General features: G+C 62.5%; 23 protein-coding genes and 2 pseudogenes. 15 read left to right on the plus strand and 10 right to left on the minus strand.

The annotated features are described in order from the left end of the window. Positions 1 to 111: 111 nt before the first annotated feature. The 4 genes from BF95_RS28925 to BF95_RS08395 form a co-directional block, all read right to left on the minus strand. Positions 112 to 660 carry a hypothetical protein gene (locus BF95_RS28925; protein ID WP_235209642.1) on the minus strand — a complete coding sequence of 183 codons (549 nt, stop codon included), beginning with the start codon at positions 658 to 660 and terminating at the stop codon, positions 112 to 114. Further along, positions 618 to 1,934: a ParB/RepB/Spo0J family partition protein gene (locus tag BF95_RS08385; RefSeq protein WP_235209643.1), complete on the minus strand. Its 1,317-nt coding sequence runs from the start codon at positions 1,932 to 1,934 to the stop codon at positions 618 to 620. The genes BF95_RS28925 and BF95_RS08385 overlap by 43 nt, the downstream gene beginning before the upstream one ends. 39 nt (positions 1,935 to 1,973) lie before the next feature. After that, the gene (locus tag BF95_RS08390; RefSeq protein ID WP_043150800.1) at positions 1,974 to 2,165 is read right to left on the minus strand and encodes a hypothetical protein; all 192 of its coding nucleotides are present in this window, start codon (positions 2,163 to 2,165) and stop codon (positions 1,974 to 1,976) included. 465 nt (positions 2,166 to 2,630) lie between these two features. Then, the gene (locus BF95_RS08395) at positions 2,631 to 3,035 is read right to left on the minus strand and encodes a MerR family transcriptional regulator (protein WP_043150801.1); all 405 of its coding nucleotides are present in this window, start codon (positions 3,033 to 3,035) and stop codon (positions 2,631 to 2,633) included. Between the two features lie 71 nt (positions 3,036 to 3,106). On the opposite strand from BF95_RS08395, the gene BF95_RS08400 reads away from it, so the two are divergent. Continuing rightward, positions 3,107 to 3,757: a cation transporter gene (locus BF95_RS08400; RefSeq protein ID WP_043150802.1), complete on the plus strand. Its 651-nt coding sequence runs from the start codon at positions 3,107 to 3,109 to the stop codon at positions 3,755 to 3,757. 23 nt (positions 3,758 to 3,780) lie between these two features. On the opposite strand, the gene BF95_RS28930 is transcribed toward BF95_RS08400, so the two are convergent. Further along, positions 3,781 to 3,984, minus strand: coding sequence for a hypothetical protein (locus BF95_RS28930; protein WP_235209644.1), 204 nt, complete (start codon positions 3,982 to 3,984; stop codon positions 3,781 to 3,783). Positions 3,985 to 4,179: 195 nt separating this feature from the next. Between BF95_RS28930 and BF95_RS08410 the strand changes: the two genes are divergently transcribed. The 8 genes and pseudogenes from BF95_RS08410 (at position 4,180) to BF95_RS08445 (ending at position 14,640) form a co-directional block, all read left to right on the plus strand. Further along, complete coding sequence (locus tag BF95_RS08410; protein WP_043150804.1) at positions 4,180 to 5,469, plus strand: TolC family protein; 1,290 nt, start codon at positions 4,180 to 4,182, stop codon at positions 5,467 to 5,469. Further along, a pseudogene (locus BF95_RS26260) lies at positions 5,466 to 6,640 on the plus strand (efflux RND transporter periplasmic adaptor subunit). The gene BF95_RS08410 and the pseudogene BF95_RS26260 overlap by 4 nt, the downstream one beginning before the upstream one ends. Before the next feature lie 4 nt (positions 6,641 to 6,644). Continuing rightward, the gene (locus BF95_RS08420) at positions 6,645 to 9,869 is read left to right on the plus strand and encodes an efflux RND transporter permease subunit (RefSeq protein WP_043150805.1); all 3,225 of its coding nucleotides are present in this window, start codon (positions 6,645 to 6,647) and stop codon (positions 9,867 to 9,869) included. A 58-nt stretch (positions 9,870 to 9,927) separates the two neighbouring features. After that, a complete protein-coding gene (locus tag BF95_RS08425) occupies positions 9,928 to 10,422 on the plus strand; it encodes an SRPBCC domain-containing protein (RefSeq protein WP_161774252.1) in 495 nt (164 codons plus the stop codon). 58 nt (positions 10,423 to 10,480) lie between these two features. Next, on the plus strand, positions 10,481 to 10,798 hold the full coding sequence (locus BF95_RS08430; protein ID WP_235209645.1) for a hypothetical protein: 318 nt from the start codon (positions 10,481 to 10,483) through the stop codon (positions 10,796 to 10,798). A 31-nt stretch (positions 10,799 to 10,829) separates the two neighbouring features. Continuing rightward, positions 10,830 to 11,513 (plus strand): ZIP family metal transporter, encoded by a 684-nt coding sequence (locus tag BF95_RS08435; RefSeq protein ID WP_043150809.1) that lies wholly within the window; start codon positions 10,830 to 10,832, stop codon positions 11,511 to 11,513. Beyond that, positions 11,510 to 12,115: a cation transporter gene (locus BF95_RS08440; RefSeq protein WP_043150811.1), complete on the plus strand. Its 606-nt coding sequence runs from the start codon at positions 11,510 to 11,512 to the stop codon at positions 12,113 to 12,115. Before BF95_RS08435 ends, BF95_RS08440 begins: the two co-directional genes overlap by 4 nt. Beyond that, positions 12,112 to 14,640, plus strand: coding sequence for a heavy metal translocating P-type ATPase (locus tag BF95_RS08445; protein ID WP_043150812.1), 2,529 nt, complete (start codon positions 12,112 to 12,114; stop codon positions 14,638 to 14,640). The genes BF95_RS08440 and BF95_RS08445 overlap by 4 nt, the downstream gene beginning before the upstream one ends. Before the next feature lie 126 nt (positions 14,641 to 14,766). On the opposite strand, the gene BF95_RS08450 is transcribed toward BF95_RS08445, so the two are convergent. Both BF95_RS08450 and BF95_RS08455 read right to left on the minus strand, forming a co-directional pair. Then, on the minus strand, positions 14,767 to 15,702 hold the full coding sequence (locus tag BF95_RS08450; protein ID WP_043150814.1) for an ArdC family protein: 936 nt from the start codon (positions 15,700 to 15,702) through the stop codon (positions 14,767 to 14,769). A 598-nt stretch (positions 15,703 to 16,300) separates the two neighbouring features. Beyond that, on the minus strand, positions 16,301 to 16,573 hold the full coding sequence (locus BF95_RS08455; protein WP_043150816.1) for a type II toxin-antitoxin system RelB/DinJ family antitoxin: 273 nt from the start codon (positions 16,571 to 16,573) through the stop codon (positions 16,301 to 16,303). Between the two features lie 394 nt (positions 16,574 to 16,967). Here BF95_RS08455 and BF95_RS08460 point away from each other — a divergent pair, with 394 nt between their 5' ends. Both BF95_RS08460 and BF95_RS08465 read left to right on the plus strand, forming a co-directional pair. Then, complete coding sequence (locus BF95_RS08460) at positions 16,968 to 17,585, plus strand: hypothetical protein (protein ID WP_051519918.1); 618 nt, start codon at positions 16,968 to 16,970, stop codon at positions 17,583 to 17,585. Then, the gene (locus tag BF95_RS08465; RefSeq protein WP_043150818.1) at positions 17,582 to 17,854 is read left to right on the plus strand and encodes a type II toxin-antitoxin system YafQ family toxin; all 273 of its coding nucleotides are present in this window, start codon (positions 17,582 to 17,584) and stop codon (positions 17,852 to 17,854) included. Before BF95_RS08460 ends, BF95_RS08465 begins: the two co-directional genes overlap by 4 nt. A gap of 88 nt (positions 17,855 to 17,942) precedes the next feature. Here BF95_RS08465 and BF95_RS08470 read toward each other — a convergent pair whose 3' ends face one another. Next, the gene (locus BF95_RS08470; RefSeq protein ID WP_004213255.1) at positions 17,943 to 18,503 is read right to left on the minus strand and encodes a recombinase family protein; all 561 of its coding nucleotides are present in this window, start codon (positions 18,501 to 18,503) and stop codon (positions 17,943 to 17,945) included. Between the two features lie 170 nt (positions 18,504 to 18,673). After that, on the minus strand, positions 18,674 to 19,096 hold the full coding sequence (locus BF95_RS08475; protein WP_014072603.1) for a MerR family transcriptional regulator: 423 nt from the start codon (positions 19,094 to 19,096) through the stop codon (positions 18,674 to 18,676). A gap of 76 nt (positions 19,097 to 19,172) precedes the next feature. Between BF95_RS08475 and BF95_RS08480 the strand changes: the two genes are divergently transcribed. The 4 genes and pseudogenes from BF95_RS08480 (at position 19,173) to BF95_RS08495 (ending at position 24,424) form a co-directional block, all read left to right on the plus strand. Next, positions 19,173 to 19,568, plus strand: coding sequence for a mercuric transporter MerT family protein (locus BF95_RS08480; RefSeq protein WP_014072602.1), 396 nt, complete (start codon positions 19,173 to 19,175; stop codon positions 19,566 to 19,568). A gap of 12 nt (positions 19,569 to 19,580) precedes the next feature. Further along, entirely contained in the window at positions 19,581 to 19,943 is a 363-nt protein-coding gene (locus tag BF95_RS28195; protein ID WP_200866911.1) for a heavy-metal-associated domain-containing protein, read from the plus strand. Between the two features lie 45 nt (positions 19,944 to 19,988). Continuing rightward, positions 19,989 to 21,365 carry a mercury(II) reductase gene (merA, locus tag BF95_RS08490; protein ID WP_043150864.1) on the plus strand — a complete coding sequence of 459 codons (1,377 nt, stop codon included), beginning with the start codon at positions 19,989 to 19,991 and terminating at the stop codon, positions 21,363 to 21,365. Positions 21,366 to 21,456: 91 nt separating this feature from the next. After that, a pseudogene (locus tag BF95_RS08495) lies at positions 21,457 to 24,424 on the plus strand (Tn3 family transposase). Positions 24,425 to 24,597: 173 nt separating this feature from the next. Here the strand turns inward: BF95_RS08495 and BF95_RS08500 are convergent. Then, positions 24,598 to 25,932 carry a hypothetical protein gene (locus BF95_RS08500; RefSeq protein WP_235209646.1) on the minus strand — a complete coding sequence of 445 codons (1,335 nt, stop codon included), beginning with the start codon at positions 25,930 to 25,932 and terminating at the stop codon, positions 24,598 to 24,600. Positions 25,933 to 25,955: the final 23 nt, after the last annotated feature.

Here is a 25,955-nt window from a genome sequence, read left to right on the forward strand (position 1 = left end):
GCGAGCGCGCCCGTCATGCTGTGGCATGGCGAGCGCGCCGGGGCGACGGGCGCGCCGCACTGGATCTTGGTATGGAGAGACGGGGGCCGGTTCGCACCAGCCCCCGCTCGGTCAGGCGTCTTCGTTCTCGGCCATATCCTCTTCGTCAATCATGTCGCCTTCCTGATCCTTGCTCTCGTCGGCCTGATCGAAGGCACCGATCTTAATGGGAACGGGAAGCCAACCTGCGGGCAGGCGTCCTGCCACGTTGACGGCGAGGTCGGCCTTCTTCTTGATGGTTGCGCAGTTCTCCGCACTTGCCGCACCGACTTCATCGGTCAGAAGGGTAATCAGGGCAGCGCGGCGCATCTTGTCGAACAGGGCGATGGGGGCGGTCCAGCGAGCCGCGATGTCCACCCCGCTTGCGCGCGCGATCTGCTCGAACTGGTGGTGGCGCTGACCGGGGGAGCCACCCGAAAACACGGTGCCGTCCACGGTCATGGCAACAAGTCCCGCCAGCAGCGCCATCTTGTCATCGCCAGTCATGGCCCGGATCGCCTCGAACCGGCCATCTTCGGGGACGGCAGCGAAGCGGTTAGCCATCACTTCCTCAACGGCCTGCACGTCACTGGTCGCCATCAACTCGTCCGCAACGTCGGTGGCGATCGCCTTGGCCTGCACCTCGACCGCCAACTGGTAGCTGTGAGCGCCATGGAGCAACTGCCCGGCAAGGCTGTCCAGTAGAACATCGAGAGCCAGCGCCGGGTCGGCCGCGACCGCTTCCTGCACGATCTGCGTCTTGATGCGCGACAGGTCGGCGAGCAGGCTATTGCTGTAGAGCGGGGTCGGCCCGTCATGGCTCGCCTTGGGCTTGGGTTCGGCCTTAGCGCGATAGAAGCTCCTGCCCAGCGTCCCGTCCCGCGCAATCCATAGCGCAACGCCGCCCACCGATACTTGCTCGCCAGTGAAAGCGCGCTGGCCTTCCATGATCGCTTCCTGCTCGTCCACCAGCGGTTCGATCCTCTGACTGTCCTCGCCTTCATCGTCGGCAATCGCTCGATCTCGGCGGCAAGGACGGTCATGCGCTCCGCTTCGGCCTCGGTCGGCTCGCGCGTGGCGGGATACATGCTGCCCTTCATGTAGAGGTCATAGGGCCGCTCGATTTCCGCGCGCACTTCGTGCCACCCGATGCTGCGGTATTCGGCAGCGATCGTCTCCAGCTTTTCCTCCGCCAATTCCTGCACCAGTTCGGGGCTGTCGGCGAAACCCTCATCCCCTTGGCTGAACAGGTCCACGGTGATGGAACCGCCTTTGGCTTCGTAGGCTTCGCGCCCGACGAACAGGAACATGCCGCTGGTCGTATCGACCTTCTCGGTGGTGAGCATCCGGCGGATGGTGTGGGCCTGCCCGTTCGCCGCCTTGCACACTTTCACTTGGAAGTCGTGATCGTCGGTCAAGGTGAGCGCGCGGGCGGCTTCAAGGGTCAACTGATCCTTGGCGATCAGGTCGATCAGCACCGGGGCAAGCGCGGAAAGGCGCAGCATCTTATAGACGAAACTGACCGCCTGACCGAACCGGGCCGCGATTTCCTCGGCGTCCATGCCGGTATCGCGCAGAGCCGCAAAGGCGCGGATACTGTCCGCAGGGTGCATGTCTTCACGCTGGAAATTCTCTGCCAGCGACAGCTCGATGGCCTCTTCCTTGCTGCGTACCTCGACGGGGAACAGGTCGCTGTTCCTGACCTTCTTGCGCTTCACCAGTTCCTTGAGGCCGCGATAGCGCCGTCCCCCTGCGAATACCCACAACAGGCCGTCTTCCTCATAGGCGACAAGGTTCTGCAACAGGCCATGCGCGTGAATATCGTCGGCCATGGACTCGATTGCCGATGGCTTGATGCGGCGCTGGTTGAGCGGGGAAAGACGAAGCTGCGACAGCTTGGCGGTGATGATAGCCATGATGAATGCTCCTGATCTGTAATTTCGATTGGGGGGAGGTCAGCCTTCGAGGGCTGCGAGTTCGTCAAATTCGGCGGAAGCGCGCGTGGCGGCGTCGCCCGCGTAAGTCGCGCCAGTGCGCGGATAGAAGAACACGCGCTCGCCCTTGCGGTAGGGGCTGCCGTCTGCGCCCGTCCCGTCCACTTTGGCCCGCTTCCAGTAGGGATCGCCCTTGTATCGTGTGTAAGCCATTGTCCTTGTTCTCCTTCCTTCGGGGCTGAAAGCCGCTTGCTCTGCGGCATGCGGCTCTGCCTCTCCGGCGAGGAGCGGGATGGAGAGGGAGGAGGAAAATCGATGGCCTGGCGCGGGCAGGCCGCCCTAGCGCGGCCGACGCCCATCGGGGCGTCGGGTGCCGCGCTTGGCGGACCACACGGGGCTGTCGATTTTGCTTCGGGAACGAAAGGGCAGCGGCCCTTGGTGTTCCCCGCGTGCGCGGGCCTCCGGGGGAGGGCCGTAGCGCCGAGGGAAGATGTCGCGCTGCGCGCGGCTATTGGGGGGTGTGCCACATGGCACACCCCCTCACGCGAGGATCGTTACCCTAAATGGGCCGAGACGCCGGTACGGTGGCTTGGTCGGCGCGTGCCGCCGGTAGAGCCGTGCCCGGCAGGGCCGCGCCCTGTACCTGTGTTCTTAGACCCCGCACATCAGCGTATCAGGTTACAAGCGCCCCGGTGCGCCCGAAGACAAAGCGTCGATGACCTTGCATTCCGCGATCGTCGTTGCCTCGCAGTCGCCGCCCCAACGCACCACCTCGCTCCGCAAAGCCGTCAGATCGGCGAGCTTACGATCGATCTCGTCGATATGAAGTGCCACGATGCTGTCCACTTCCTCACACGACCCCCGAGGATTATCGGCCAGGCGTAAGAGATCGCGAACCTGATCCAAGGTAAAGCCAAGGTCGCGCGATCGTTTGATGAAAGACAATCGATCGAGATGGGTCTGGCCATACAGCCGGTAATTCCCGCCGCTACGTGTTGGCGGTTCGATCAACCCCTCGGCCTCATAGAAGCGGATGGTCTCGATTTTCAGCCCGGTTTGCTTGGCAATGGCACCGATCTTCATGAGCCGTCCCTTGACCCTCTAGTAGGATGAGGGTTCATATAGGGTGTCCGACGCACGAATCGAGGCATCAGATGGCGGACGACTGCTGTTCGAAAAAAAGTGATACGATCGCTGAGCTGGGCCGAAAGGCGGATCAGCGGCGCGTCCTGATCACCGTGATGGTGATCAACTTCGTGATGTTTATCGCCGAGTTCGGCGGCGGCCTGGCGGCCCGCTCATCGGCGCTGATGGCGGACTCCGTCGACATGTTTGGCGATGCGCTCGTCTATGCACTGAGCCTTTACGCTTTGAGCCGGGGGCCGCGCTGGGAGGCAGGGGCCGCGGTTGCGAAGGGCGGCATCATCCTTGTTTTCGGCATCGCGGTGGTCGTCGAGATTGCCGACAAGCTCGTGAACGGCGTGCCGCCCTCATCGACGCTGATGCTCGCGTTCGGGAGCGCCGCACTTGTGGCCAACGTCGTTTGCCTGGCGCTGCTGTGGCGGTTCCGCTCCCAAAATGTGAATATGTCGAGCACGTTCGAATGTTCACGCAACGACGTGGCGTCCAACATCGGCGTGTTGATTGCTGCCGGACTGGTAGCCGCGACAGGCTCGGTCTGGCCCGACATTGCCGTCGGCGCGGTGATTGCGCTTATCTTCCTGCGGTCGGCGTGGCGCGTGCTGGGCGAGGCGATCCCCGCATGGCGCGAAGCACGGCCAGTGCCTCCTGAAGTTATGCAATGACACTTGCCGGCATCTCGTTTAGATCACGGCACATGCTGCGCAGGCTCTGCTCCCTCTTGCTGGTCATGATCGCGTCGTCCCTTGTGCTGACGGCGACGATCCATGCGCGCGAGGTTTCCGGGCAGATTATGGTGGATTGCGCCGGCGTCGTACATGAAGATGGCGATGCTGATCAGTCTCAGGGCGACGCCGACAAGGCGATGCCCCATCACCACAGCACCTGCCATGGTCCAGCATTGGACATACCCGATACAAGCGACCTGTATTCCCTGGGCGAGGCGGGCGGGTTGCGTCCGTTTCCTGCGGCGCATAGCGCGCTGGCGTCATACCGGACTGGCCCGGCCTTGAGGCCTCCCGCCGCCTGACACGACCCGCCGGTCGGCGCTCGCCGGCCAGATGTGTTTTGTCAGGATCACCAGATAATGAAAAAGATGTTCGTGGCCATGATGGCCGCGGCGTCCTGCGCTTCGATGGCGCAGGCGCAGCAAACGCCGACTACGGAGGCGACGCAGCCGCTCGGCATCTATACCCTCGATCAGGCCGTGCTGGCCGCCGGCGGCGCGGCACCTGCCGCTGACGCGGCATCGGCCGCAATCGAAGCAGCCCAGGCCGAACGGACAGTCGCGGGGCTACGGCCAAATCCCGTGGTTCAGGGTCAGGTCGAGAATGTCGTCGGCTCTGGCCCATATAAGGGCTTGCAAAGCGCAGAGACGACCGTTGGCGTGGCGATTCCGATCGAGCTGGGCGGCAAGCGCGGCGCGCGCGTCGCTGTCGCCAGCGCACAGTTGTCGCGTGCCGAACTGCAGGCAGCAATCACCGCGAGCGATATTCGCCTGCAGGTGACACAGCTCTATATCGAGGCGATCGCGGCCGAACGCCGGCTCGCAACGGCGCGCGATCAGGCGCGCATTGCCGCCGAAGTGCTGCGCGGCGCGGGTGTGCGGGTTCAGGCGGGCCGGGCCTCACCGCTCGAACAGCAACGCGCCGATGTCACAAGGATCAACGCCGATGCCAATGTGGAACGGCTGACCCGGCTTGCCGAAGCCGCGCGCGCGAACCTTGCACGGCGGATTGGCCGACCGATCGACGGAAGGCTCGATGCTGCGCTTCTGGACCAGCTCCCAGCGTCGACTTTTGGCCCCGTCGAGACGCCGCCGGCGGCAAACACCTTGGCGCTCGCTGCCGCCGATGCCGATCTGGCTATTGCCGATGCCGGCGTGAGGCTTGCGCGGGCGAACCGGGTGCCGGACCTCAACGTCGGCCCGGGCCTGCGGCGGCTCGAAGCGACCAACGACACCGCCGCGGTATTTTCGATCTCCATTCCGATTCCGCTGTTCAACAGCGGCCGCGCGGCCATCGCGCAGGCGAGCGCGCAGCGCACCCAGGCAGAAGCCTTGCGGCGTGTTACCGCCCTCGATGTCGAGCAGGCGATCACGAACGCGCAGGCGGAGGCAGCAAACGCAGCGACAACCGCTCGCGCTGCAGCCGGACCGGCGCTGGCGGCGGCGCAGGAAGCTGCCCGGATCGCCCGGATCGGCTACCGTGAGGGCAAGTTCGGCCAGCTCGATCTACTGGATGCCGAACGAACTCTTGCCGAGACGCGCGTCGCCGCGATCGACGCACTCGCCAATTATCAAAATGCTCGCGCGCAACTGGAGCGGCTGACCGCCCCCGCGACGGCGACCACGATTTCGGGGAACACCGACCGATGAAGACCATCCTTATGGGCGGCGCGCTGCCGCTTGGCCTCGCCTTGCTGCTCTCCGCGTGCGGCGGTCCTGAAGCCGGCGATGCTTCTGCAACCAACGAAGCGGCGGCCGACGCTCACGGGGGCGGCGGTGAAGAGGCGCATGCCGACGAAGGTGTGGTGACGCTCACGGCCGACCAGATCAAGTCCGCCGGGGTCCAGATCGGCCGACCGATGACAGGCGGTGCCGGTACAATCGAACTCCCTGCGACTATCGAAGGCGACCCGCAGGGCACGCAGGTCGTTTCGGCCGCGATCGGTGGCCGCATTGTGGCATTGACCCGCAATCTGGGCCAGTCGGTTGGCAGAGGGGAGACCATCGCGGTCATCGAAAGCCGGGAAGCCGCTCAGCTCAAGGGTGAAGTCGAAGCGTCGCGCGCCAGGCTGGCACTCGCCAATTCCAACCTTGCGCGTGAACAGCGCCTGTTCGCACAGCGCGTGTCACCCGAACAGGACCTGATAGCGGCACGAACGGCTGCAACCGAAGCACGGATTGCCTACCGCCAGGCCCAAAGTCAGGTCTCGGCCGCCGGCGGCGGCGCAGGCGGGGGCGGCCTCAACCGCCTCGGCATTACCGCCCCTATCGCCGGCCAGATCATCTCGCGTCCGATCGTGCTGGGCCAGACGGTCACTGCTGACGCGGAGCTTTACCGTATCGCCAATCTTGGCCGGGTATCGCTGGCGCTGAACCTCAAGCCCGAAGATGCGGGCAGGGTGAAGCCCGGCAACGTGGTGACGGTGACGGCGCCAGGCAGGCAGACGAGCGCCCGCATAACCTTCGTATCGCCCGCGCTTGATCCCCAGACCCGGCAGGTGCCGGTCATCGCAACGCTCGACAATCGCGGCGCGCAGTGGCGTGTCGGCGAGCCCGTCACTGCGGCGGTGCAGCTCAGCGGCAATGCCGGAAGCTCTGCGGTCCGCGTCCCGACGACGGCCATTCAGACCGTCGAAGGCAAATCGGTCGTCTTTGTCCGCACGGCCAAGGGCTTCCAGGCGACCCCGGTCACGCTGGGCGACGCTGCCGGCGATACCGTCATCGTCCGTTCTGCCTCACCGGCCGCGAACAGATCGCCACTACAGGCAGCTTCACGCTCAAGGCCGAACTCGGCAAGGGCGAAGCGGCGCACGAGGATTGATGCCATGATCGCCCGTATCGTCACATGGGCGGTCGAGAAGCGCTGGCTCGTCCTGCTCCTCACCGCCGTCGCCACCGCCATCGGTGCCTATTCCCTCTATCGGCTCCCGATCGACGCGGTGCCGGACATCACCAATAATCAGGTCCAGATCAATGTCCGCGCCTCGGCGCTCTCGCCCGAGCTGGTAGAGAAGCAGGTCTCGTTTCCGATCGAGACCGCGCTTGCCGGCATTCCCGGCCTTGAAAACACACGCTCGCTCAGCCGCAATGGGTTCGCGCAGATAACTGCGGTCTTCGACGAGTCCACCGACATCTATTTCGCTCGCCAACAGGTTGGCGAGCGCCTGGCGGGCGTCGCGGAGAACCTGCCCGATGGCGTAAACCCCGAAATGGGGCCGATCGCAACGGGACTGGGCGAGGTCTATATGTGGACTGTCCGGCTTGATCATCGACAAGATGACAAGCACCGACCCGGCGAGCCGGGTCAGCAGCCCGACGGCAGTTACATCACGCCGGAAGGCGAACGGCTGACGAGCGAAGAAGACAAGGCAACCTATCTGCGCACCGCGCAGGACTGGATCGTCACGCCGCTCCTGAAGAATACGCCGGGTCTTGCCGGCGTCGACTCCATCGGCGGCTATGCCAAGCAGTATCTGGTCATCCCCGACGTCCAGAAGCTCGCTTCCCTGAACATCACGCTCACCGAGCTTGGCACCGCACTCGAGAAGAACAACACCAGCGTGGGCGGCGGCTTCGTCAACCGCAACGGAGAGGGTCTGGCGGTCCGTTCCGACGCGCTGGTGCGCAACGCGGCCGAACTGGCGCGCACCGTCATCGCAACCCGCGAAGGGGTGCCGATCACCCTCGACCAGGTTGCAACCGTTCGCACGGGTCAGGCGATCCGCATGGGCTCGGCCTCGGAGAACGGCACCGAAGTGGTCGTGGGCACCGCGATCATGCGGATTGGCGAGAACAGCCGCAACGTCGCCACGGCGGTCGCTGATCGGCTGAAGGAGATCAATGCCTCGCTGCCGCCCGATGTCGTGGTTCAACCCGTTCTGGACCGGACCGCGCTGGTCAATTCGACGATCAAGACGGTCGCCAAGAACCTCTCCGAAGGCGCGTTGCTCGTCATCGTCGTGCTGTTCCTTCTGCTCGGCAATTTCCGCGCCGCGCTCATTGCGGCGGCGGTGATCCCGGTGACAATGATGCTCACCGGGTTCGGCATGCTGCGTCTGGGTGTCTCGGCAAATCTGATGAGCCTGGGGGCGCTCGACTTTGGTCTCATCGTCGATGGCGCTGTCATCATCGTCGAGAACGCGCTGCGCCGCCTCGCGGAGCAACAGCACCATGAAGGCCGGCTGCTCAGCATGAAGGAGCGCCTCGAAGCCGTTGCCACGGCGGCGCGCGAGATGATCCGGCCCTCGGTCTACGGGCAGGCGATCATCATCCTTGTCTATGTGCCGCTGCTCACGCTCACGGGCGTGGAGGGCAAGACGTTCGTGCCGATGGCGCTGACGGTCATCATCGCCCTGCTTTTCGCCTTTGCCTTGTCGCTGACTTTCGTGCCGGCGGCGATTGCCATCTGGCTGTCCAAGCGGGTCGAGGAGAAGGATGGGCGCATCATCTCGTGGCTGAAAGCCCGTTACGAACCGGGTCTCGAGAAGGCCATGAAGCGCCCGTCGCTCACGATCGGCGCAAGCGTTGTGAGTCTCGTCGCGGCGGCGCTGGCTTTCACCACGCTGGGGCAAGTCTTCCTGCCCCAGCTCGATGAGGGCGATCTGCTCATCCAGGCGCTGCGTATCCCGGCGACCTCGGTTCAGCAGAGCCAGGCCATGCAGGTGCCGATCGAGCGTATTGTCGCCAAGCAGCCCGAGGTGCGCTTCGTCTTTTCCAAGACAGGTACGGCCGAGCTGGCATCGGACCCGATGCCGCCCAATGCGACCGATATGTTCGTCATCCTCAAGCCCCGCGATGAATGGCCTGATCCCAAGCTAGCAAAGGAGGAACTGGTCGAGCGACTGGAAGGCCTGCTCGGCAAGATTCCGGGCAACGCCTACGAGATCACGCAGCCGATCCAGATGCGGTTCAACGAGCTGATCGCCGGCGTGCGCGGCGACATCGCGGTCAAGGTGTTTGGCGACGACTTCGTTGCCATGAACCGCACCGCCGAACAGATCGCCGGTGTTCTGCGCAAGACGCAAGGGGCTGCGGACGTGAAGGTCGAGCAGACCACGGGTCTTCCAATGCTCGATATTCGCGTCAATCGCGACGCGATGGCGCGGGTCGGTGTCACCGCGCAGGACGTGCAGGACACGATAACCGCCACCATCGGCGGCCGCGAGTCCGGCATGATCTTTGAGGGTGATCGCCGGTTCCCGGTGGTCATCCGCTTGTCGGACGCGCAGCGCGCGGATCTGCGTCAGCTCGAACAGGTGCAGGTGCCGATTGCCGGGGGCGGCTATGTGCCGCTGTCCAGCGTCGCCAGTATCGGCGTCGTCGATGGGCCGAACCAGATCAGTCGCGAGAACGGCAAGCGCCGTGTCGTCGTGCAGGCCAATGTGCGTGGACGTGACGTCGGCAGCGTGGTTGCGGACGCACAGGCGGCCGTCGGGCAAAATGTGCGCTTGCCCGCTGGCAGCTATCTTGAATGGGGCGGGCAATTCGAAAATCTGGAGTCCGCCAGTCAGCGGCTTCAGCTCGTGATCCCGGCCTGCTTCATCTTAATCCTGCTGCTGCTCTACGGGGCATTGGGATCGGCGCGGGATGCCGCGATTGTGTTCACCGGCGTGCCCTTCGCCTTGGTCGGCGGCGTGCTGCTGCTGTTTGCCCGGGGTATGGACTTCTCGATCTCGGCTGCGGTGGGCTTCATCGCGCTGTCGGGTATCGCGGTCCTCAACGGCCTCGTCATGGTCAGTTCGGTGCAGGACCTGATCCGGTCCGGCATGGACCGGGCAGAAGCTGCACGGACAGGGGCGATCCAGCGGCTCCGTCCTGTGGTGATGACGGCCTTGGTCGCCAGTCTCGGCTTCGTGCCGATGGCGTTTGCGAGCGGGGCCGGCGCGGAAGTGCAAAAGCCGCTCGCGACCGTCGTCATCGGCGGTCTCATCTCCGCGACCTTTTTGACGCTGTTCGTGCTTCCCACGCTCTACGCGCGTTTCGGCCAGCAGGCGGTGAAGGGTGACGAGGGTGACGAGAGGGAAGAGGCTGCCCCGCCGCAGCATGCATGACCGCAAAGGGGAGGGCGAAACTTCGCCCTCCTCACCACGTTCAGAAAGGAGGCATCAGGTGTCAGTGATCGAAAATGTGATCAGCCTTAAGGCATCGCCGCTGCGCATCTGGTCGGTGCTCACCGACTTTCCAGCGCATTCCCGGTGGAACCCCTTCATTCGACTTTCCGGCGCTGCGGTCCAGGGCGGCGAGGCCGCCTACATTTTCCGCATCGGCAGGCTCGATAAGGAGCTGACCGCCAAGGCGAACATCATCCGCGCCGATAAGCCGCGCATGTTCACCTGGACCGCTGGCGTTCCCAAACTCCTAATGTTTGAGGAAAATTATACTCTTGAGAGCGAGGCCACGGGAACGCGTGTGCGGCATAGCCTGCGCTTCTCGGGCCTCCTTGGCGCGCCTCTGGCGGCGATGATGCGCCGCAAAATTCACGCCAGTCTCGCCCAGTCGGATGCCGGTCTGGAACGGCATCTGCGGCGGCTGTCGGCCCAACCGGCTGCGAAGGGGCGCACCTTGCCGGCTCGCAACGGCTTCAGAAGCAATCGGAGGCCATGATGGCATTCCCATATTCGCGCACGCTGGCCATCGCCGCTGCGCCAATGGCATTGGCTGCATGTTCGGAGCAGCGACGACAAAGGCGCCGACAGAACAGGAAATCCACGCGAATGACAGCGCGGACGCAAGCGGCACTCCTGGCCGCCATCCGTATGAGTGCGACGACAAGCGCACGCTTCTCATCGACTTCAAAAACGAAGGGCTGACCCTTGAGATCCGGCGCAATGCCGATGCGGCACCCATCATCCTGACCGCACCAGCACAGGGCCTCCAATATGTTGGCGATACGGCCAGTGCGACCTTCCGAGGTAACGAGATCAGGATCGAAGAGACCGGAAAGCCAACTGCCGTGTGCACGAAGGCAACGAACCTGTGACCAATCCCCGCATCATCATGGAGCGCTGACGATGGCCGCGCTCAAATTCGCGCTCATTCCGATGGCTGCGATCATGTTCGGGGCGCTCATCGCCGGGTGGCGGTCCCCCGGCGAAAAGCTGGTCGCGGCCATGCAGCATCTGGCAGCCGGCGTCGTGTTCGCAGCCGCTGCCACAGAAATCCTGCCACTGGTTAAGCATGGCGGTTCCCCGACCGCGACGCTGATCGGCGGCGCACTCGGCGTCGCCGTCATGCTGAGCCTCAAGGCGGCGGAGAGCCGGTTCAAGGGACCTGTCGCGCTTCTCGCGGCGATAGGACTCGACCTTGCCATAGACGGCCTGGTTCTGGGGCTCGCTTTCATCGCCGGCGAAAAGGCAGGGGCGCTCCTCGCCGTCGCGCTGACGCTCGAGGTGCTGTTCCTTGCGCTTACCCTCACCAACGACCTTGCCGGCAAATATCGCAAGGCCAAGGCGATCGGCCTGACCTGCGCGCTGGCGTTGCTTTTGCCCTTCGGCGCCCTCGTCGCGCAGCCAGTGGCGTTGCTGACGCCGGTATGGATCACCGGGTTCCTGAGTTTCGGGCTCATGGCACTGCTCTACCTCGTGACCGAGGAACTGCTGGTCGAAGCCCATGAGAAGCCGGACTCACCGCTCATCAGCGCCATGTTCTTTGTCGGGTTTCTCGCGCTGCTGCTTATCGAGGAGATCATGGTATGACGCCCTCAGACCCACAGGCGCCAGATGAGCGCCGGACGTTATGGATAGTGCTGCTGCTCAACGCAGCGATTGCGATCGGCTTCTTCGCCTCCGGACTGATCGGTGATTCCAGCGCGCTGATCGCCAATGGCGTCGACAATCTTTCCGATACGGCCGTTTATGGGTTGAGCCTTGTTGCGTTAAGCCGCGGACAGACCTGGAAAACGCGAGCGGCGCGGGCATCGGGCGTGATGCTGCTGATCTTCGCGGGCGGCATTCTCCTCGATGTCGGACGCCGCTATCTTCAGGGCAGCGAGCCGATCGGACCCACGATGATGGTAATGTCGGCGGTCGCTGCGGTCGTGAACTATATCTGCCTGCGGATGCTCCAGCGTCTAAAGCAGAAGGACGTGAACCTTCGCGCCGCCACGACCTTCAGCTTCAACGACTTCATCTCCAACGGCGGCATCCTGATCGCCGGGGCATTGGTATTGTGGCTGGGGACGAATTGGCCCGATCTAATCGTCGGCCTGGCGACCGCGCTCATCGCGATCAAGGGCGGCATGGAAATCCTGCGCGATGCTCGTGCAGAAGCGAAAAACAGCGCGGAGACGGTGCGATGACCGACAAGCTCAAACTCGATATTCCCGTCCTGTTGCCGCAGATCCCTGACGCGGCCGATGCTTGCGTTGGCCGGCTTGTCGCGACACTCAAGGCGAAACCCGGCGTCGAAGAGGCGCATGTCCTTCCCGCCGATGGCGAGACCCCCGCAAAGCTGTGCATCCATTTCGATAGCGCGGCATTGCCGATGTCGCGTGTGCGCGAAATGGTGCGCGCAGCCGGCGCCGAGATCAGCGGACGATACGGTCATGCCAGGTGGCAGGTCGAGCGTATCGGCCACGAGCGCCGCGCGCGCACCATTAGCGAAACCCTGTGCCGGATGCCCGGCGTGCTGCAGGCCGACGCCAGCGCCTCGGGCAGCATCCGTGTCGAATATGACAAGGAGCGGGTCGACGAGGCGTTCATCCTCGCGGCGCTCGGCAAGCTCAAGGTCAGGCCGGTACAGCGGACTGGCTCGGAGCACGTCGGACACGGCCACAGCACCGGTGACCATACAGGCCACGACCATGGCGACGCCAGTCATGGTGAGGGCGCTGAGAAACATGGGCCGGGTGACGGGCATGATCACGCCCATGCCAATTTTCTTGGCCCCAATACCGAATTGATCTTTGCGCTCGCGTGCGGCGCACTGCTGGCGATCGGCTTCGCGGTCGAAAAGCTGGTAGCGGGCACGCCCGAATGGCTACCGACCGCCTTCTATGTGGGTGCCTATGGTTTTGGCGGATTCTTCACGCTGCGCGAGGCGATCGACAATCTGAAGCTCAGGAAATTCGAGATCGACACGCTGATGCTCGTGGCAGCCGCTGGCGCCGCGGCGCTCGGTGCCTGGGCGGAAGGCGCGCTCCTGCTGTTCCTGTTCAGCCTCGGCCATGCGCTCGAGCATTATGCGATGGGGCGCGCCAGGCGGGCCATCGAAGCGCTCGCCGAACTCGCGCCCGACAAGGCCACAGTGCGCCGCGACGGACAGACCACGGAGCTTGCCGTCGAGGAGCTGGTGATCGGTGATGTGGTGATTGTGCGCCCCAACGAGCGCCTGCCTGCTGACGGCTTCGTCATCAAGGGTTCGAGCGCGATCAACCAGGCCCCCGTGACTGGCGAGAGCATCCCGGTCGACAAGGAGCCTGTGGCCGACATCGAGGCGGCACGCGCGAAGCCCGATGCAGTCGAAGCGACGTCCCGGGTGTTCGCCGGTACGATCAACGGCGGTGCCGCGATCGAGATCGAGGTGACGCGGCGTTCCAACGAAAGCGCGCTCGCCAAGGTCGTGAAGATGGTGAGCGAAGCGGAGACGCAGAAGTCGCCGACGCAGCGTTTTACCGATCGGTTTGAGCGCATCTTCGTGCCGGCGGTCCTGGCCCTTTCGTTCATCCTCCTGTTCGCGTGGGTCGTGATCGACGAGCCATTCCGCGACAGCTTCTATCGGGCGATGGCGGTGCTGGTCGCCGCCAGCCCCTGTGCGCTCGCCATCGCGACCCCCAGCGCCGTGCTTTCGGGCGTTGCGCGCGCGGCACGCGGCGGCGTGCTGGTGAAGGGCGGTGCTCCGCTCGAAAACCTCGGTTCGTTGAAGGCGATCGCGTTCGACAAGACGGGCACCCTGACGGAAGGCCGCCCGCGCATCACCGATGTCGTGCCGGTGGACGGCGCGAGCGAGGAAGATCTGTTGACGCTCGCGGTCGCGGTCGAGGGTTTGAGCGATCACCCCTTGGCGCAGGCGATCGTCAAGGATGGGCGCGAACGCCTGGGCGGACGCCACCTTCCGACGGCGACCGACCTCAAGAGCCTGACCGGACGCGGCGTCACTGCGACCGTTGGTGGCGAGACGGTGTGGATCGGGAAGGCCGAGATGTTCGGCGTGGAGGGTATCCCTACGCTGAATGCGGCCGCTACTGACGCCATCGCGGCCCTGCGTGACGGGGGGCGCACCACGATGGTGGTGCGCAAGGGCGATCGGGACATCGGTGCGATCGGGCTGATGGACACGCCGCGCGAGGCGGCCAAGGTCGCGCTCAAACGCCTGCGGGACATGGGTATCACCCGAATGATCATGATCTCGGGCGATCACCAGAAGGTTGCCGACGCCGTCGCCAGGGATGTCGGGCTTGACGAGGCATGGGGCGACCTGATGCCGGAGGACAAGGTCGCCGCGATCAAGAAGCTCGCGGGTGAGGACAAGGTCGCGATGGTCGGCGACGGGGTCAATGATGCACCGGCAATGGCATCGGCGACCGTTGGCATTGCGATGGGCGCTGCCGGCTCGGATGTGGCGCTGGAGACGGCCGACGTGGCGTTAATGGCCGACGATCTGGCCCATCTCCCGTTCGCGGTGGGCCTAAGCCGCCACACACGCGGCATCATCCGGCAGAATGTGTTCGTCAGCCTGGGTGTCGTTGCATTGCTTGTGCCAGCAACGATCCTTGGCCTTGGCATCGGTCCGGCAGTTGCGATGCACGAAGGCTCCACGCTTCTTGTCGTCTTCAATGCACTGCGCCTGCTCGCCTATCGCGATGTGGTGAAGCAAACAGCATGACCTGCTGATCGGCGGCAACGATCTTGCACAAACGACGGCGCCTCGTCCGCTCGCGAGCGGGCGAGGCGCGATTTTCTTACCGGAACCAGCCCCGCGCCTACTCAGAGCGGGGGCTGGTCTGGCCGTTCAGACGCTCTCTTCCAGCGTGGAGGGGCTTTCCGCGCCCATCCGGCTCAGCAGCCAGTCGGCTGCATCCTGCGCTTGGCGCGCGGCGGTGAAGATGCACCGCTTGTCATTGCGAAGGGCAGACAGCCAGCTTGCCAGATAGGCCGCATGATCCTCGCGGTCGTGGAGTTTGATGCCGATCGCGCCGCTGACGAACGCGGCCCCTAGCTCGGCCACCAGCTCTTCACGCGCATAGTCTTCGCGCTTGGTGGAAATGAGGGTGGGACGGGCAAGCCGATCCACATGGCCGCTGGCGTGACAAAGTTCGTGTGCAAGGGTCGAATAATAATCGTCGCTGGTATGGAAGTCGACGAATGCCGGCATGACGACCTGATCGCCGGTCGGCTGATAATAGGGCTGCGAACCATGAGGGCGCACGGTAACAGGCACCCGGCCAAAGAGCGTATCCAGCTCGGCGTCCCGGTCGTGGGGATTGGTGGCGGTGATGATCGGTTCGGGCATGGGATATTGCGTCTCGATGCCGTCGATCTGCTCCGAATTGAAAACCGTGTAGCGTTTCAGGAACGCGACCTGCCGCCTGCCGTCCTCGCTCTGTTCGTTGCTCGCTTCGCCGCCCTTGCCGTCGCCCACCACGATCTTGTTGGCATAGACCACGGTTGATCCCTTCTCGCCCTTGCGGACACATCCGCCCAGCGCCAGCGCCTGTTTGAAGGTCAGCCAATGCGGGGAGGCATAGCCCTTGGTCATGGAGGCCACCCACAAGGTCAGGACGTTGATGCCGCGATAAGGAACCCCGGTGGAGCGCAGCGGGATATTGGGAGCCGTGCTGCCGTTCCATGATTTGGACCAAGGCCGGGTGCCAGCCTCGATCATGACAATCATCTGGTCGGTGATCTCCTGATAGACGTCGGCCCGGTTGTCGGTGATGCGTCCCATGATTTCGTCCTTTCCTCTTGAGGCTGAAAGCCGCTTGCTCTGCGGCATGCGGCTCTGCCTTTCCGGCGAGGAACGGGACGGGGAGGGAGGGCGAGAATCTTGCTCCTGGCGCGGGCGAGCCGCCCTAGCGCGGCCGATGCCTTCAGGCGTCGGGTGCCGCGCTTGGCGGATTACACGGGGGGCATGATTGTCGTTCGGGGACGAAAGGGCAGTAGCCCTTGGTGTTCCCCTAAGCGCGCGGGCCTGCGGGGGAGGGCCGCAAGCGCCCTATGAAGGCAATACCGCGCCATGGTGCGGCAACAGGGGTGCGCCACGTGGCACACCCCTTACGCGAGGATCGTCACCCGAATGGGATGAGACGCCCACGGCGGCTCGGTCGGCGCTGTAAGGGACGATAGAGCCGTGCCCGCGAGGGCCGCGCCCTGTGGGATGCTCCTACGCTCGAAGCGATCCCGGTGAGATAAGAGAAGGTCCCTCTGCACCCTGAAACACGAAGCCGCCCCTTGCTGCCAGAGCGACAGCGGGAACGGCCATGATGTTTTTTCACTTTTACGCATGAACCCACCGCAGCTCGCGGCGCTGGTTCAGTGCAACGAACCTAGTCCTCGTCATCGTCCTCATTGAGCGCGCCCATCAGATCCGCAACGGTAGCGAACCGCTCCACCCGGCCTTCGGACGCATCGCGCATCGCGGCCTGGGTGGCGGCGTTGGGAACGCGGATGTCAAAAGGCAGGTTCTTGTCAGAGGCAACGCGCACCAGCATCAGCCGAATGGCATCGGACACAGACAGGCCCATCCCCGCAAGAATTGCGCTGGCTTCTTTCTTCAGGTCGGAATCAATCCGAGCACGGACTACGTCTGCCGCTGCCACTTCACTTACCCCATATAATCATCCGAGCCACAATGTAGCTACAAATCCTAAATGGTCTCCTAACACCGGGGTGTCAATAGCACTACCCCTCTCTGCACTCTCCCGGGAGCACGTGAAGCACATGCAGCACGTGGGAGTACCATAAGCACCCATGAGCACAGTGGAGTCAGGTCATAACCACCTGAAAACACGCCAAAAAATGCGATCTGAAAAAAACATATGTTGCACAACCAAGTTTCAGTTGCAGCATATCGGGTGATTTCGCATGGTCTAAGTGCAACGAGCGCACATCCGATGTTGCGCGAGTAAACACCTACATCATTGAAATATAACGATAAATCTAGCATAACCTGTTTGTCGCCGCGATCAGGCGGCGACATGAGGAGTTAAATACATGACGACGATCAGGGAGGCGAGTGCAATCACGAAAAAGCAGCTTGCCCTGCGCGAGCTGCATTGGCCGGGCAAGGAGGACATGCTGTGGCATCGCCTCGCCAACAAGGGGTTCGCAACGATCCCCAAGACGATGCCTATGATCCTCAAGATCATGGACGACATGACCAAGGGGGCGCCGGTGTCCTCTACCTATCTGACGTTGTGGTGCCACACGTGGGACAACTCATTCGTCGTGCTGAACAAGCACGGCGACATGTCGACCGCGTCAGGCTTCGGCGGACAGCGCGGCGAACACACCTGGGCTAACCGGATGAAGAAACTTCAGGAACTGAAGTTCATCGACATCAAGCCGGGCAAGTCCGGGGCGATGGGCAATGCGATCATCTGGAATCCGCACCTCGTTTTGCGGTGGCACAATTCGATTAAGACGCCGGGCCTGACGCAGACAAGCTATGCAGCGCTGGTAGAAATGGCGTTGGAAATCGGCGCAAAGGACATGCTCGACCCGTGGACGCCGGCGCCACCTGACGCCCCGGCTCCGCCCCCCCCGCCGCCACCTCCGGCTCCTGCAGCCCCAGCGCCGCAAGCGACGCCAGCCACGGGAGAGCCAAAATGAGACCAGTAGAGATCACGGGTCGTTTCAAGCGCGATTACAAGCGTGAGAAGCGATCCGACGCGACCCTCGATGCCATTTTCCAGCCGGTCATCGACATGCTGGTGATGGATGAAGTGCTGCCGCCCAATCTGTCCGATCATTCGCTGACCGGCGAGTGGAAGGGATACCGGGATTGCCACATCAAGCCCGACCTGGTGCTGATCTACCGCAAGACCGAAGAAGCACTCGTCCTGGCCCGTATCGGTTCGCACAGCGAACTGTTCGGATGACCCGAGCGCCGATCCGGGGCGAAGGCGGCGTCACCTCAAGCTTTGTACGCTGAACAACGATTTTCCGGACATAATGTGAACATTGGTGTCAGGCAGCGGCGCGAAGGTACTGGTAGAGGGTTTCGCGGCTGATGCCCATGTCGCGCGCTATGGTCGCCTTGCGTTCACCGGCGGCAACGCGGCGGTGCAGATCGGCAATCATCTCATCCGAGAGCGACCGTTTCCGCCCCCGATAGGCGCCGCGCTGCCGAGCGATCGCAATGCCTTCGCGTTGCCGTTCGCGGATCAGRGCGCGCTCGAACTCAGCAAACGCACCCATGACCGAGAGCATCAGATTGGCCATCGGGGAGTCCTCCCCCGAGAAGGACAGGCTTTCCTTCTCAAACTCGATCCGGATACCTCGCTTGGTGAGGCCCTGGACCAGCTTGCGCAGGTCATCCAGATTGCGGGCCAACCGATCCATGCTGTGGACGACGACGGTATCGCCTTCGCGGGCGAAAGTGAGCAGAGCCTCAAGCTGGGGGCGGTTGACGTCCTTGCCCGATGCCTTGTCGGTGAAGGTCCGATCGAGCGACTGACCTTCCAATTGGCGATCCACATTCTGATCGAACGTGCTGACCCGGACATAGCCGATCCGTTGCCCCTTCACTGCGCACTCTCTCCATCAAAATGTCAGGTTGAAATCTATGATACGTAACGAAATTCGTCAACAAATTCCGTTTATCACCCTAATCTGACAGAAACCGCAGTACCGCCCTGACGTCCAGTTAGGCTATACTCCAAGCTGACATCACGAAATCAAATCCCTCAAAGATGGCGTCAATTGCCTTGATGGGGTAAAAACTGGAGTGCTTCCAGGATGGGACATTCGGCAACGTCATCTCCAGTGCATCTGGCTAACGTGGTCGCCAGCGTCACCTCTATCTTCTGCAAATCTGCAATGCGGCGGCGGACATCTTCAAGGTGGAGTTCGGTTCTCGCCATAACCTCCGCGCAGGTTTGTGCACCGGTATCGGTGAGCGACAACAATGACCGTATCTCATCCATTGCATAGCCAAGGTCGCGCGCGCGCAGGATGAACTGCAACCTTTGCACCAGTTCCGGCGAATAGACGCGGTAGCCGTTGGAACTGCGAGGCGGCCCCGGCAGCAATCCCACCTTCTCGTAATAGCGGATGGTTTCGAGATTGCAGCCTGTTTTCCGGGCAAGCTGGGCACGCAAGATGCCGACCTGTTGCTCCATGAAAATACCTCTTGAGTCTGTAGTGGCTACAGAGCCTACACTGCGAATCACTCAGTTGGAACAAGGGATTCAAGCCATGGTCTCAACGCCGGAAGCGGGACAGCCAGCCCTCACCGAAAACCACGAGCCGAAGCAGGCAAACTGGGTTGCGGCGGGCGCATTGATCGGCGCGGGGCTCGCCTCGGCTTGCTGCGTCGTCCCGCTACTGTTGGTTATGCTCGGAATTTCCGGCGCGTGGATCGCCAACCTGACGGCGCTCGAACCTTACAAGCCCTATGTCGCAGGCGTAACGCTCGCGCTGCTCGGCTACGGCTTCTGGCATGTCTATTTCAAGCCGAAACCGCCCTGTGAAGACGGTTCCTACTGCGCTCGTCCACAATCGGCTTGGACCACCAAGGCGGTGCTGTGGCTGGGCCTTGCCGTCGCCATCCTGGCGCTCACCATCGACTGGTGGGCACCCTGGTTCTATTGAAAGGAAATACCCATGAAAAAGACAGTATGTATCGCTATGGCCGTGCTGGCTATGGCTGGCGGCGGGGTCGCCTATGCAGTTAGTGGCACGGCGCAAGATCGCCCCGCGGCTACCGCAACCGCTCAGAAGCAAACCACCTTTGCCATAGAGAACATGACCTGCGCCACCTGCCCGATCACCGTGAAGAAGGCGATGGAAGGCGTCGCCGGGGTAACGGCGGTCACGGTCGATTTCGCAGCCAAGACCGCGCGCGCAACCTATAACCCGCGCCGCACCAATGCTGCTGCGATTGCCGCTGCATCAACCAACGCGGGTTATCCGCGCGCGCTATTCAAAACTGAGCGGGGCGCCGCCAGCGCCTCAAGAAAGCGATAAGCAATGAACGACTGTTGCAACCGCCCCGGGCAGGAAGGATTTGACGTGGCCGTCATCGGCGCGGGTTCTGCCGGGTTCTCCGCCGCGATCGCCGCTGCCGATCTGGGCGCGAAAGTGGCGCTCGTCGGTCACGGCACGATTGGCGGCACCTGTGTCAATGTTGGCTGCGTTCCTTCCAAGACGCTGATCCGCGCCGCCGAAGCGGTGCATGGTGGGCTTGCCGCCGCGCGCTTTCCCGGCCTTGGGGGCGCTGTCCAGATGGATGACTGGTCCGTATTGGCGGCGTCGAAGGACGATCTTGTCACGACGCTGCGCCAAAAAAAATATGTCGATCTGCTGCCCGCCTATGACGGTGTGAGCTATATCGAGGGCAAGGCACGCTTTGCCGATGGTGCGCTGATTGTCGGCGATGCGCCCATGAAGGTCGGCAAGGTCATATTGGCGATGGGTGCGCACGCCGCCGTGCCGCCGATTCCGGGGATGGACAGCGTGCCCTACCTAACCAGCACATCGGCGCTGGCGCTGGATCGCTTGCCCAAATCGCTGCTGGTGATCGGTGGCGGGGTGATCGGGGTAGAACTGGGACAGATGTTTTCGCGTCTGGGCGTTGATGTCACCATCTGCTGCCGAAGCCGCCTGCTCCCCGAAATGGACCCGGAAGTGAGTGCCGCGCTGAAAAACTATTTGGAAGCCGAGGGCGTGCGGGTTTGCGCAGGTGTCGGCTATCAGCGTATCGCCCAAACACAGAGCGGGGTCGAATTGACCTGCGAGGGGCATYGYGACACCGTCGCGGCGGAACAGGTGCTSATYGCCACCGGACGCCGACCCAATAGCGACGGGCTTGGGYTGGAGGAGCGCGGCATAGTGCTTGCCCGTAATGGTGGAATCGTCGTCGATGACCACCTCGAAACGTCGGTTCCAGGCATTTACGCGGCGGGCGATGTAACGGGACGGGACCAGTTCGTCTACATGGCCGCCTATGSCGCAAAACTGGCCGCGCGCAACGCGGTGACGGGCAACCAATACCGCTACGACAATTCCKCCATGCCATCCGTCGTYTTCACYGACCCGCAAGTCGCCAGCGCMGGCCTCACTGAAACKACAGCACGGGCGCAAGGCCTGGACATCAAGGTTTCGCTGCTCCCGCTCGAYGCTGTGCCAAGGGCACTGGCAGCACGCGATACGCGGGGTCTCATCAAACTGATTGCCGACAAGGCRAACGACCGTTTGCTGGGCGGCCAGATCATGGCACCCGAAGGCGCGGATTCGATCCAGACACTGGTGCTGGCGATCAAACACGGCATGACCACCCTGGAATTGGGTGCAACGATATTTCCTTACCTGACCACTGTGGAAGGCCTCAAACTGGCGGCCCAAACGTTTGATAAGGATGTCGCCAAACTGTCTTGCTGCGCCGGGTGATTGTTCGGGGATCAACCGGCAACGAATGGCCTCCCTCCAGTGCAAGCCGCTTTGGTGTCAATTTTGTTATTCGCCTCAGCGGGAGAGCAAAATGGCACGACGCCGACTTCTGACCGGAGACGAGCGCCGGCGCCTGTTCGATCCTCCTGTCCAAGAAACCGCGATCATTGGGCATTATACCCTTCTGCGGAAGATGTTGAATTGGTTGGGCGCCGCTATGGTCCAGCAAATCGCCTCGGTCTGGCTGCACAAATCGCTTTGATGCGACATCCCGGCTTTGGTCTGCAACCCGAGATCGGGCTTCCCGACGTCATTCTTCAGTACCTCGCGGCACAGTTATTCGTCGATCCTTCCTCCTTCTCTGCATATGGTCAGCGCGCGCAAACCCGTACCGATCATGCCGATCTCGTGGCGCGTTATCTTGCATACGCCCGTTTCGACGCGGCGACCTGGCACTTGCCCTGAATCTTGCCGCGCARGCCGCCGAGTATACAGACAGAGGTGAACCGATTGTTCGCGCCCTMATGGTTGGCCTGAAGGGTGAGCGGTTCATTCTTCCGTCAGGCGACACRCTGGAACGCGCCGGTCTTGCTGGCCGGGCACGCGCACGCAAAGCTGCCGCAGCCGCAATCGTCGAAGGCCTCAGCTCTGCTGAACTGACACGGCTAGACGAACTCGTAATCAACAACCCGGATTTCGGCATGACACCGCTGGCGTGGTTGCGTAATTTCGAAGAAGCCCCGACTGCGGCCAATATCAATGGCTTGCTTGAGCGCCTGCGCTATGTTCGCGGCATAGGTATCCACCCGGTAGTTGGGGGCGCCATTCCGGAATTCCGCTTTGCCCAATTTGTCCGCGAGGGCGGCGTGGCACCGGCATTCCTGCTTTCGGATTACAGCGTCAATCGCAGGCGGGCGACGTTGACGGCCGCAGTGATCGACCTTGAGGCCAGACTTGCCGATGCCGCGATCCAAATGTTTGACCGACTTATCGGCGGCATGTTCACGCGCGCGCGGCGTGGGCGCGAGCGTCGCTACCAAGATAGTATTCAGTCGGTGGGGCAACTCATGCGGCTGTTTGGCGCCACGATTACAGCACTTGATGAGGCTGTCCAGAATGGCGGCGATCCGCTCGAATTGATTGACGAAGCGGTGGGCTGGCACCGGCTTGTTGCGGCAAAGGCCCAAGTAGATGCCCTTGCTGATCTTGCCGGCGAGGACGCACTGGTAACGGCAACCGAGCGTTACGCCACGCTACGGCGTTTCAGCCCGGCATTTCTGGACGCCTTCACCTTCAAGGCGTCTGGAACAGGGACGGCACTGATCAAAGCCATCGATGTCATTCGCGATGCGAACACACGAAAGTCGCGCGACCTTCCCGATGGCGTTCCACTGCCATTCCCCAATCGGCAGTGGAAGCGTCTCATCACCGAAAGCGGCCGTATCGACCGCCGACGTTATGAAATTGCGATCATGGCAACCTTGCGTGATCGTTTGCGCGCCGGTGATGTATGGATCGAGGGAACCCGCAACTATCAGCGCTTCGATGCCTATTTGCTGGGTCGGCGCGACGCCGCCAAAGTGGCGGATGTGCTTCCGTTCGATTCAAATGCTGCATCCTACCTCGCTGACCGGGCACGAAATCTTGACTGGCGGCTGCGCCGATTTGCCAAGCAGTTGAAAACAAACAAGCTTGAGGGAGTGTCGCTCGAACGAGACCGGCTCAAGCTTCAGCAAATGCCGCCTGTCACCCCACCGGAAGCTGAAGCCCTCGATCGCAAGCTCGATACCCTGCTTCCCCGCGTGCGCATCACCGAGCTGCTGCTTGAAGTCGCCGAACGCACTGGTTTTTTGAACGCATTCCGTGACCTGCGCTCAGGCAAGGAGCACGACAACCCCAGCACGGTACTCGCCGCAATTCTGGCTGATGGCACCAACCTCGGGCTGGAGCGGATGGCCAATGCCAGCGAAGGCGTCAGCTATGCCCAACTCGCATGGACCCACAACTGGTATCTTTCACCCGAGAACTATCAGGCCGCGCTGGCCATGATCATCTCAGCCCATCACGAATTACCCTTCGCGCGGCATTGGGGCGCTGGCACCAGTTCGTCGTCCGATGGCCAGTTCTTCCGGTCGGGGCGGAGCCGTTCAGGGGCGGCGGACGTCAATGCCAAATATGGCGCCGAACCTGGCGTGAAAATCTATTCTCACCTTTCCGATCACTTCGCATCATTCGGATCACGGATCATGTCCGCGACGGCAGGTGAAGCGCCTTACGTGCTCGACGGGCTTGTCCTGGGCGCCGGCAACCTTCCGTTGCATGAGCACTATACCGATACCGGCGGCGCCACCGATCATGTTTTCGCACTCTGCCACCTACTCGGGTTCCGCTTCGCGCCCCGGCTGCGCGATATTGGCGACCGCAAGCTGGGTTCGATCGCTGCGCCATCGACATACAAGGGCATCGAAAATCTGATGGGCCGCACCATCAAAACGGCAGCGATCGAGGCYGATTGGGATGACATCGTCAGGATTGTCGCCTCAATCAAGGATGGCACGGTGGCGCCGTCAGTAATCTTGCGAAARCTTGCCGCCTACAAACGCCAGAACAGGCTGGATTTTGCATTGGCTGAACTGGGCCGTATCGAGCGCACTTTGTTCACGCTCGATTGGCTYGAACAACCGGAACTGCGMCGTGCCTGTCAGGCCGGTCTCAACAAAGGCGAGGCGAGGCACACGCTTGCCGCCGCCATCTATACCAACCGGCAGGGTCGGTTCACCGATCGCTCGCTGGAAAATCAGGAATTTCGCGCATCTGGGCTGAACCTGCTGATTGCGGCGATTTCCTACTGGAACACGGTCTATCTCGACCGGGCCGCCCAGCACCTCAACGCTGTCGGCACGACGTTCGATGCGGCACTGCTTGCGCACCTTTCTCCGATGGGCTGGGCGCACATCAGTCTGACCGGCGATTACCTCTGGGAGCAGGCCAGGCGACTTCCAGCAGGTGAATTCCACCCACTCAACGAGCCAATGGCGCGGTTGAAGCGTGTAGCGTAGCCCATGTTCCGCTTATGTCCGAGAAATCGTTGTCTGGCGAACAAACCTTGAGGTGACGCCCAGTACGGGACAGACTCTTCCGTTGCCGCGCCTTGTCAACTGAGGGCATAGCGTGGATGGTGCGCCAGACAACGCTAAGGGAGAACGATGCCAGAACGGTGGTATGAGGGCGGTCAACGCCGGAGGTCGATCAGCCCCAGTTGATCCCACATCCACGTAAAATCATAGGTAGCCATCGGATCGCCAGGCCCGGATTTTGCCGCGCCATTCTCTATATATTTGAGCCAGTCGGCCACTTTCGGTCGGCCTGCCTTCGTGCGGGCCAGAGCGCGTGGCGTCTTGTGCCCGAGGGCCGGCACCGCTTCATCAAGCGTTTTGGTATATTCGCGTGTCAGCATCTGATGAACGATGCGTTCCATTTCGTTCGGCGGGATATCGAGCGGCTCTTCCTGCGGAGCGCGGGCGGCATCATCGGCCATGAACTGGGCCAGAGTCCGGATTTCGGTCATAGGTGTGCTCACGCAATCACCAAGCCATTCGCTCATCTGCGCAATCGCCTGTTCAGCGCGGGCGGCGCTGTTGACCTCAACGATCAGTTTGCGTCCAGCCAACTCGACATTGGCAAAAACGGGTGTGCCGTCCTCCATGGTTGTCACAAAAGCCTGCCCGCCTTTGGTCGTTCCTGGTGTCCTCTTCTTCGTCACCGGCGCCAGCCAGTTCCAGAACGTGTCGCTCGCAGGTTCCAGCCATTGAGCCGCGTTCAGCCTGCGAACCACGCTTTTGCCGATCACGCCCTTTGCCAGCGGAAAAACGATACGGTGGAACACAAGGTCATCACCGTCGGCGTTGACCATATCCGGCGAGCTGCCGGGAATGGCCTTACCCAGACAGTCGAGCAGCCACATGTTCGTGAACATCGGCCCCGATGCCCGCAAGAGCGCGTCCTTGTCTAGGGGATCCAATCCGACAGTGCCCTGTGCATCGTCCACAAGTCGGGAAAATGCGTCGATTACGCGCACGGCGCCATCTGCGCTGAACGGCAGCAGTGCCCCGGAAATGCCGTGCCGACCGTTCACGTCAACAATTCTTGCGGCGATTTTGTCCCAGTTGACGAGGGTCTGGGTCGCACCGTGTTCCCGCACCGTCACCGGGGCAACGTCGCGCAGCAGATCGCGCAAGGTCATCGATTGGCCGGGAACCACTTCGCTGATCTCATAGAGCGACATGACCGTATCGCGTAGTGCGCGCATATAGGCTTTGTCCGGCGCCTTTTCATTCCAGCCCCGGCGCTTGAGATAGTCATCGACCAGATTGCCACCGTCAGGTTCCAGTTCCTGCGTCAGCAGATCTTCAAAGGCACAGCCCCATAGCGGCCCTTGCCAGTGATCGCCGATGATTTCGAATATGGCATCTGGCTCGAGCCCGGTTGCTTCGCACGCTGGGCCAAGATGCGCGGACAGCATTTCAGCCATCGCTTCATCCCATGGCGCCCGTTCCGCATATTTCATCAGGCCCGAAAGATCGTGAACCG

It is taken from the genome of Sphingobium sp. Ant17 (genome assembly GCF_000588875.1).
Lineage (GTDB): Bacteria > Pseudomonadota > Alphaproteobacteria > Sphingomonadales > Sphingomonadaceae > Sphingobium.

Excerpts from the sequence above, each read along its gene's own strand:
- BF95_RS08385 (WP_235209643.1), bottom strand. The coding sequence starts at position 1,934 with ATGGCTATCATCACCGCCAAGCTGTCGCAGCTTCGTCTTTCCCCGCTC.
- BF95_RS08390 (WP_043150800.1), bottom strand. The coding sequence starts at position 2,165 with ATGGCTTACACACGATACAAGGGCGATCCCTACTGGAAGCGGGCCAAA.
- BF95_RS08395 (WP_043150801.1), bottom strand. The coding sequence starts at position 3,035 with ATGAAGATCGGTGCCATTGCCAAGCAAACCGGGCTGAAAATCGAGACC.
- BF95_RS08400 (WP_043150802.1), top strand. The coding sequence starts at position 3,107 with ATGGCGGACGACTGCTGTTCGAAAAAAAGTGATACGATCGCTGAGCTG.
- BF95_RS28930 (WP_235209644.1), bottom strand. The coding sequence starts at position 3,984 with ATGGCAGGTGCTGTGGTGATGGGGCATCGCCTTGTCGGCGTCGCCCTG.
- BF95_RS08410 (WP_043150804.1), top strand. The coding sequence starts at position 4,180 with ATGAAAAAGATGTTCGTGGCCATGATGGCCGCGGCGTCCTGCGCTTCG.
- BF95_RS08420 (WP_043150805.1), top strand. The coding sequence starts at position 6,645 with ATGATCGCCCGTATCGTCACATGGGCGGTCGAGAAGCGCTGGCTCGTC.
- BF95_RS08430 (WP_235209645.1), top strand. The coding sequence starts at position 10,481 with ATGTTCGGAGCAGCGACGACAAAGGCGCCGACAGAACAGGAAATCCAC.
- BF95_RS08435 (WP_043150809.1), top strand. The coding sequence starts at position 10,830 with ATGGCCGCGCTCAAATTCGCGCTCATTCCGATGGCTGCGATCATGTTC.
- BF95_RS08440 (WP_043150811.1), top strand. The coding sequence starts at position 11,510 with ATGACGCCCTCAGACCCACAGGCGCCAGATGAGCGCCGGACGTTATGG.
- BF95_RS08445 (WP_043150812.1), top strand. The coding sequence starts at position 12,112 with ATGACCGACAAGCTCAAACTCGATATTCCCGTCCTGTTGCCGCAGATC.
- BF95_RS08450 (WP_043150814.1), bottom strand. The coding sequence starts at position 15,702 with ATGGGACGCATCACCGACAACCGGGCCGACGTCTATCAGGAGATCACC.
- BF95_RS08460 (WP_051519918.1), top strand. The coding sequence starts at position 16,968 with ATGACGACGATCAGGGAGGCGAGTGCAATCACGAAAAAGCAGCTTGCC.
- BF95_RS08465 (WP_043150818.1), top strand. The coding sequence starts at position 17,582 with ATGAGACCAGTAGAGATCACGGGTCGTTTCAAGCGCGATTACAAGCGT.
- BF95_RS08475 (WP_014072603.1), bottom strand. The coding sequence starts at position 19,096 with ATGGAGCAACAGGTCGGCATCTTGCGTGCCCAGCTTGCCCGGAAAACA.
- BF95_RS08480 (WP_014072602.1), top strand. The coding sequence starts at position 19,173 with ATGGTCTCAACGCCGGAAGCGGGACAGCCAGCCCTCACCGAAAACCAC.
- BF95_RS28195 (WP_200866911.1), top strand. The coding sequence starts at position 19,581 with ATGAAAAAGACAGTATGTATCGCTATGGCCGTGCTGGCTATGGCTGGC.
- BF95_RS08500 (WP_235209646.1), bottom strand. The coding sequence starts at position 25,932 with ATGAAATATGCGGAACGGGCGCCATGGGATGAAGCGATGGCTGAAATG.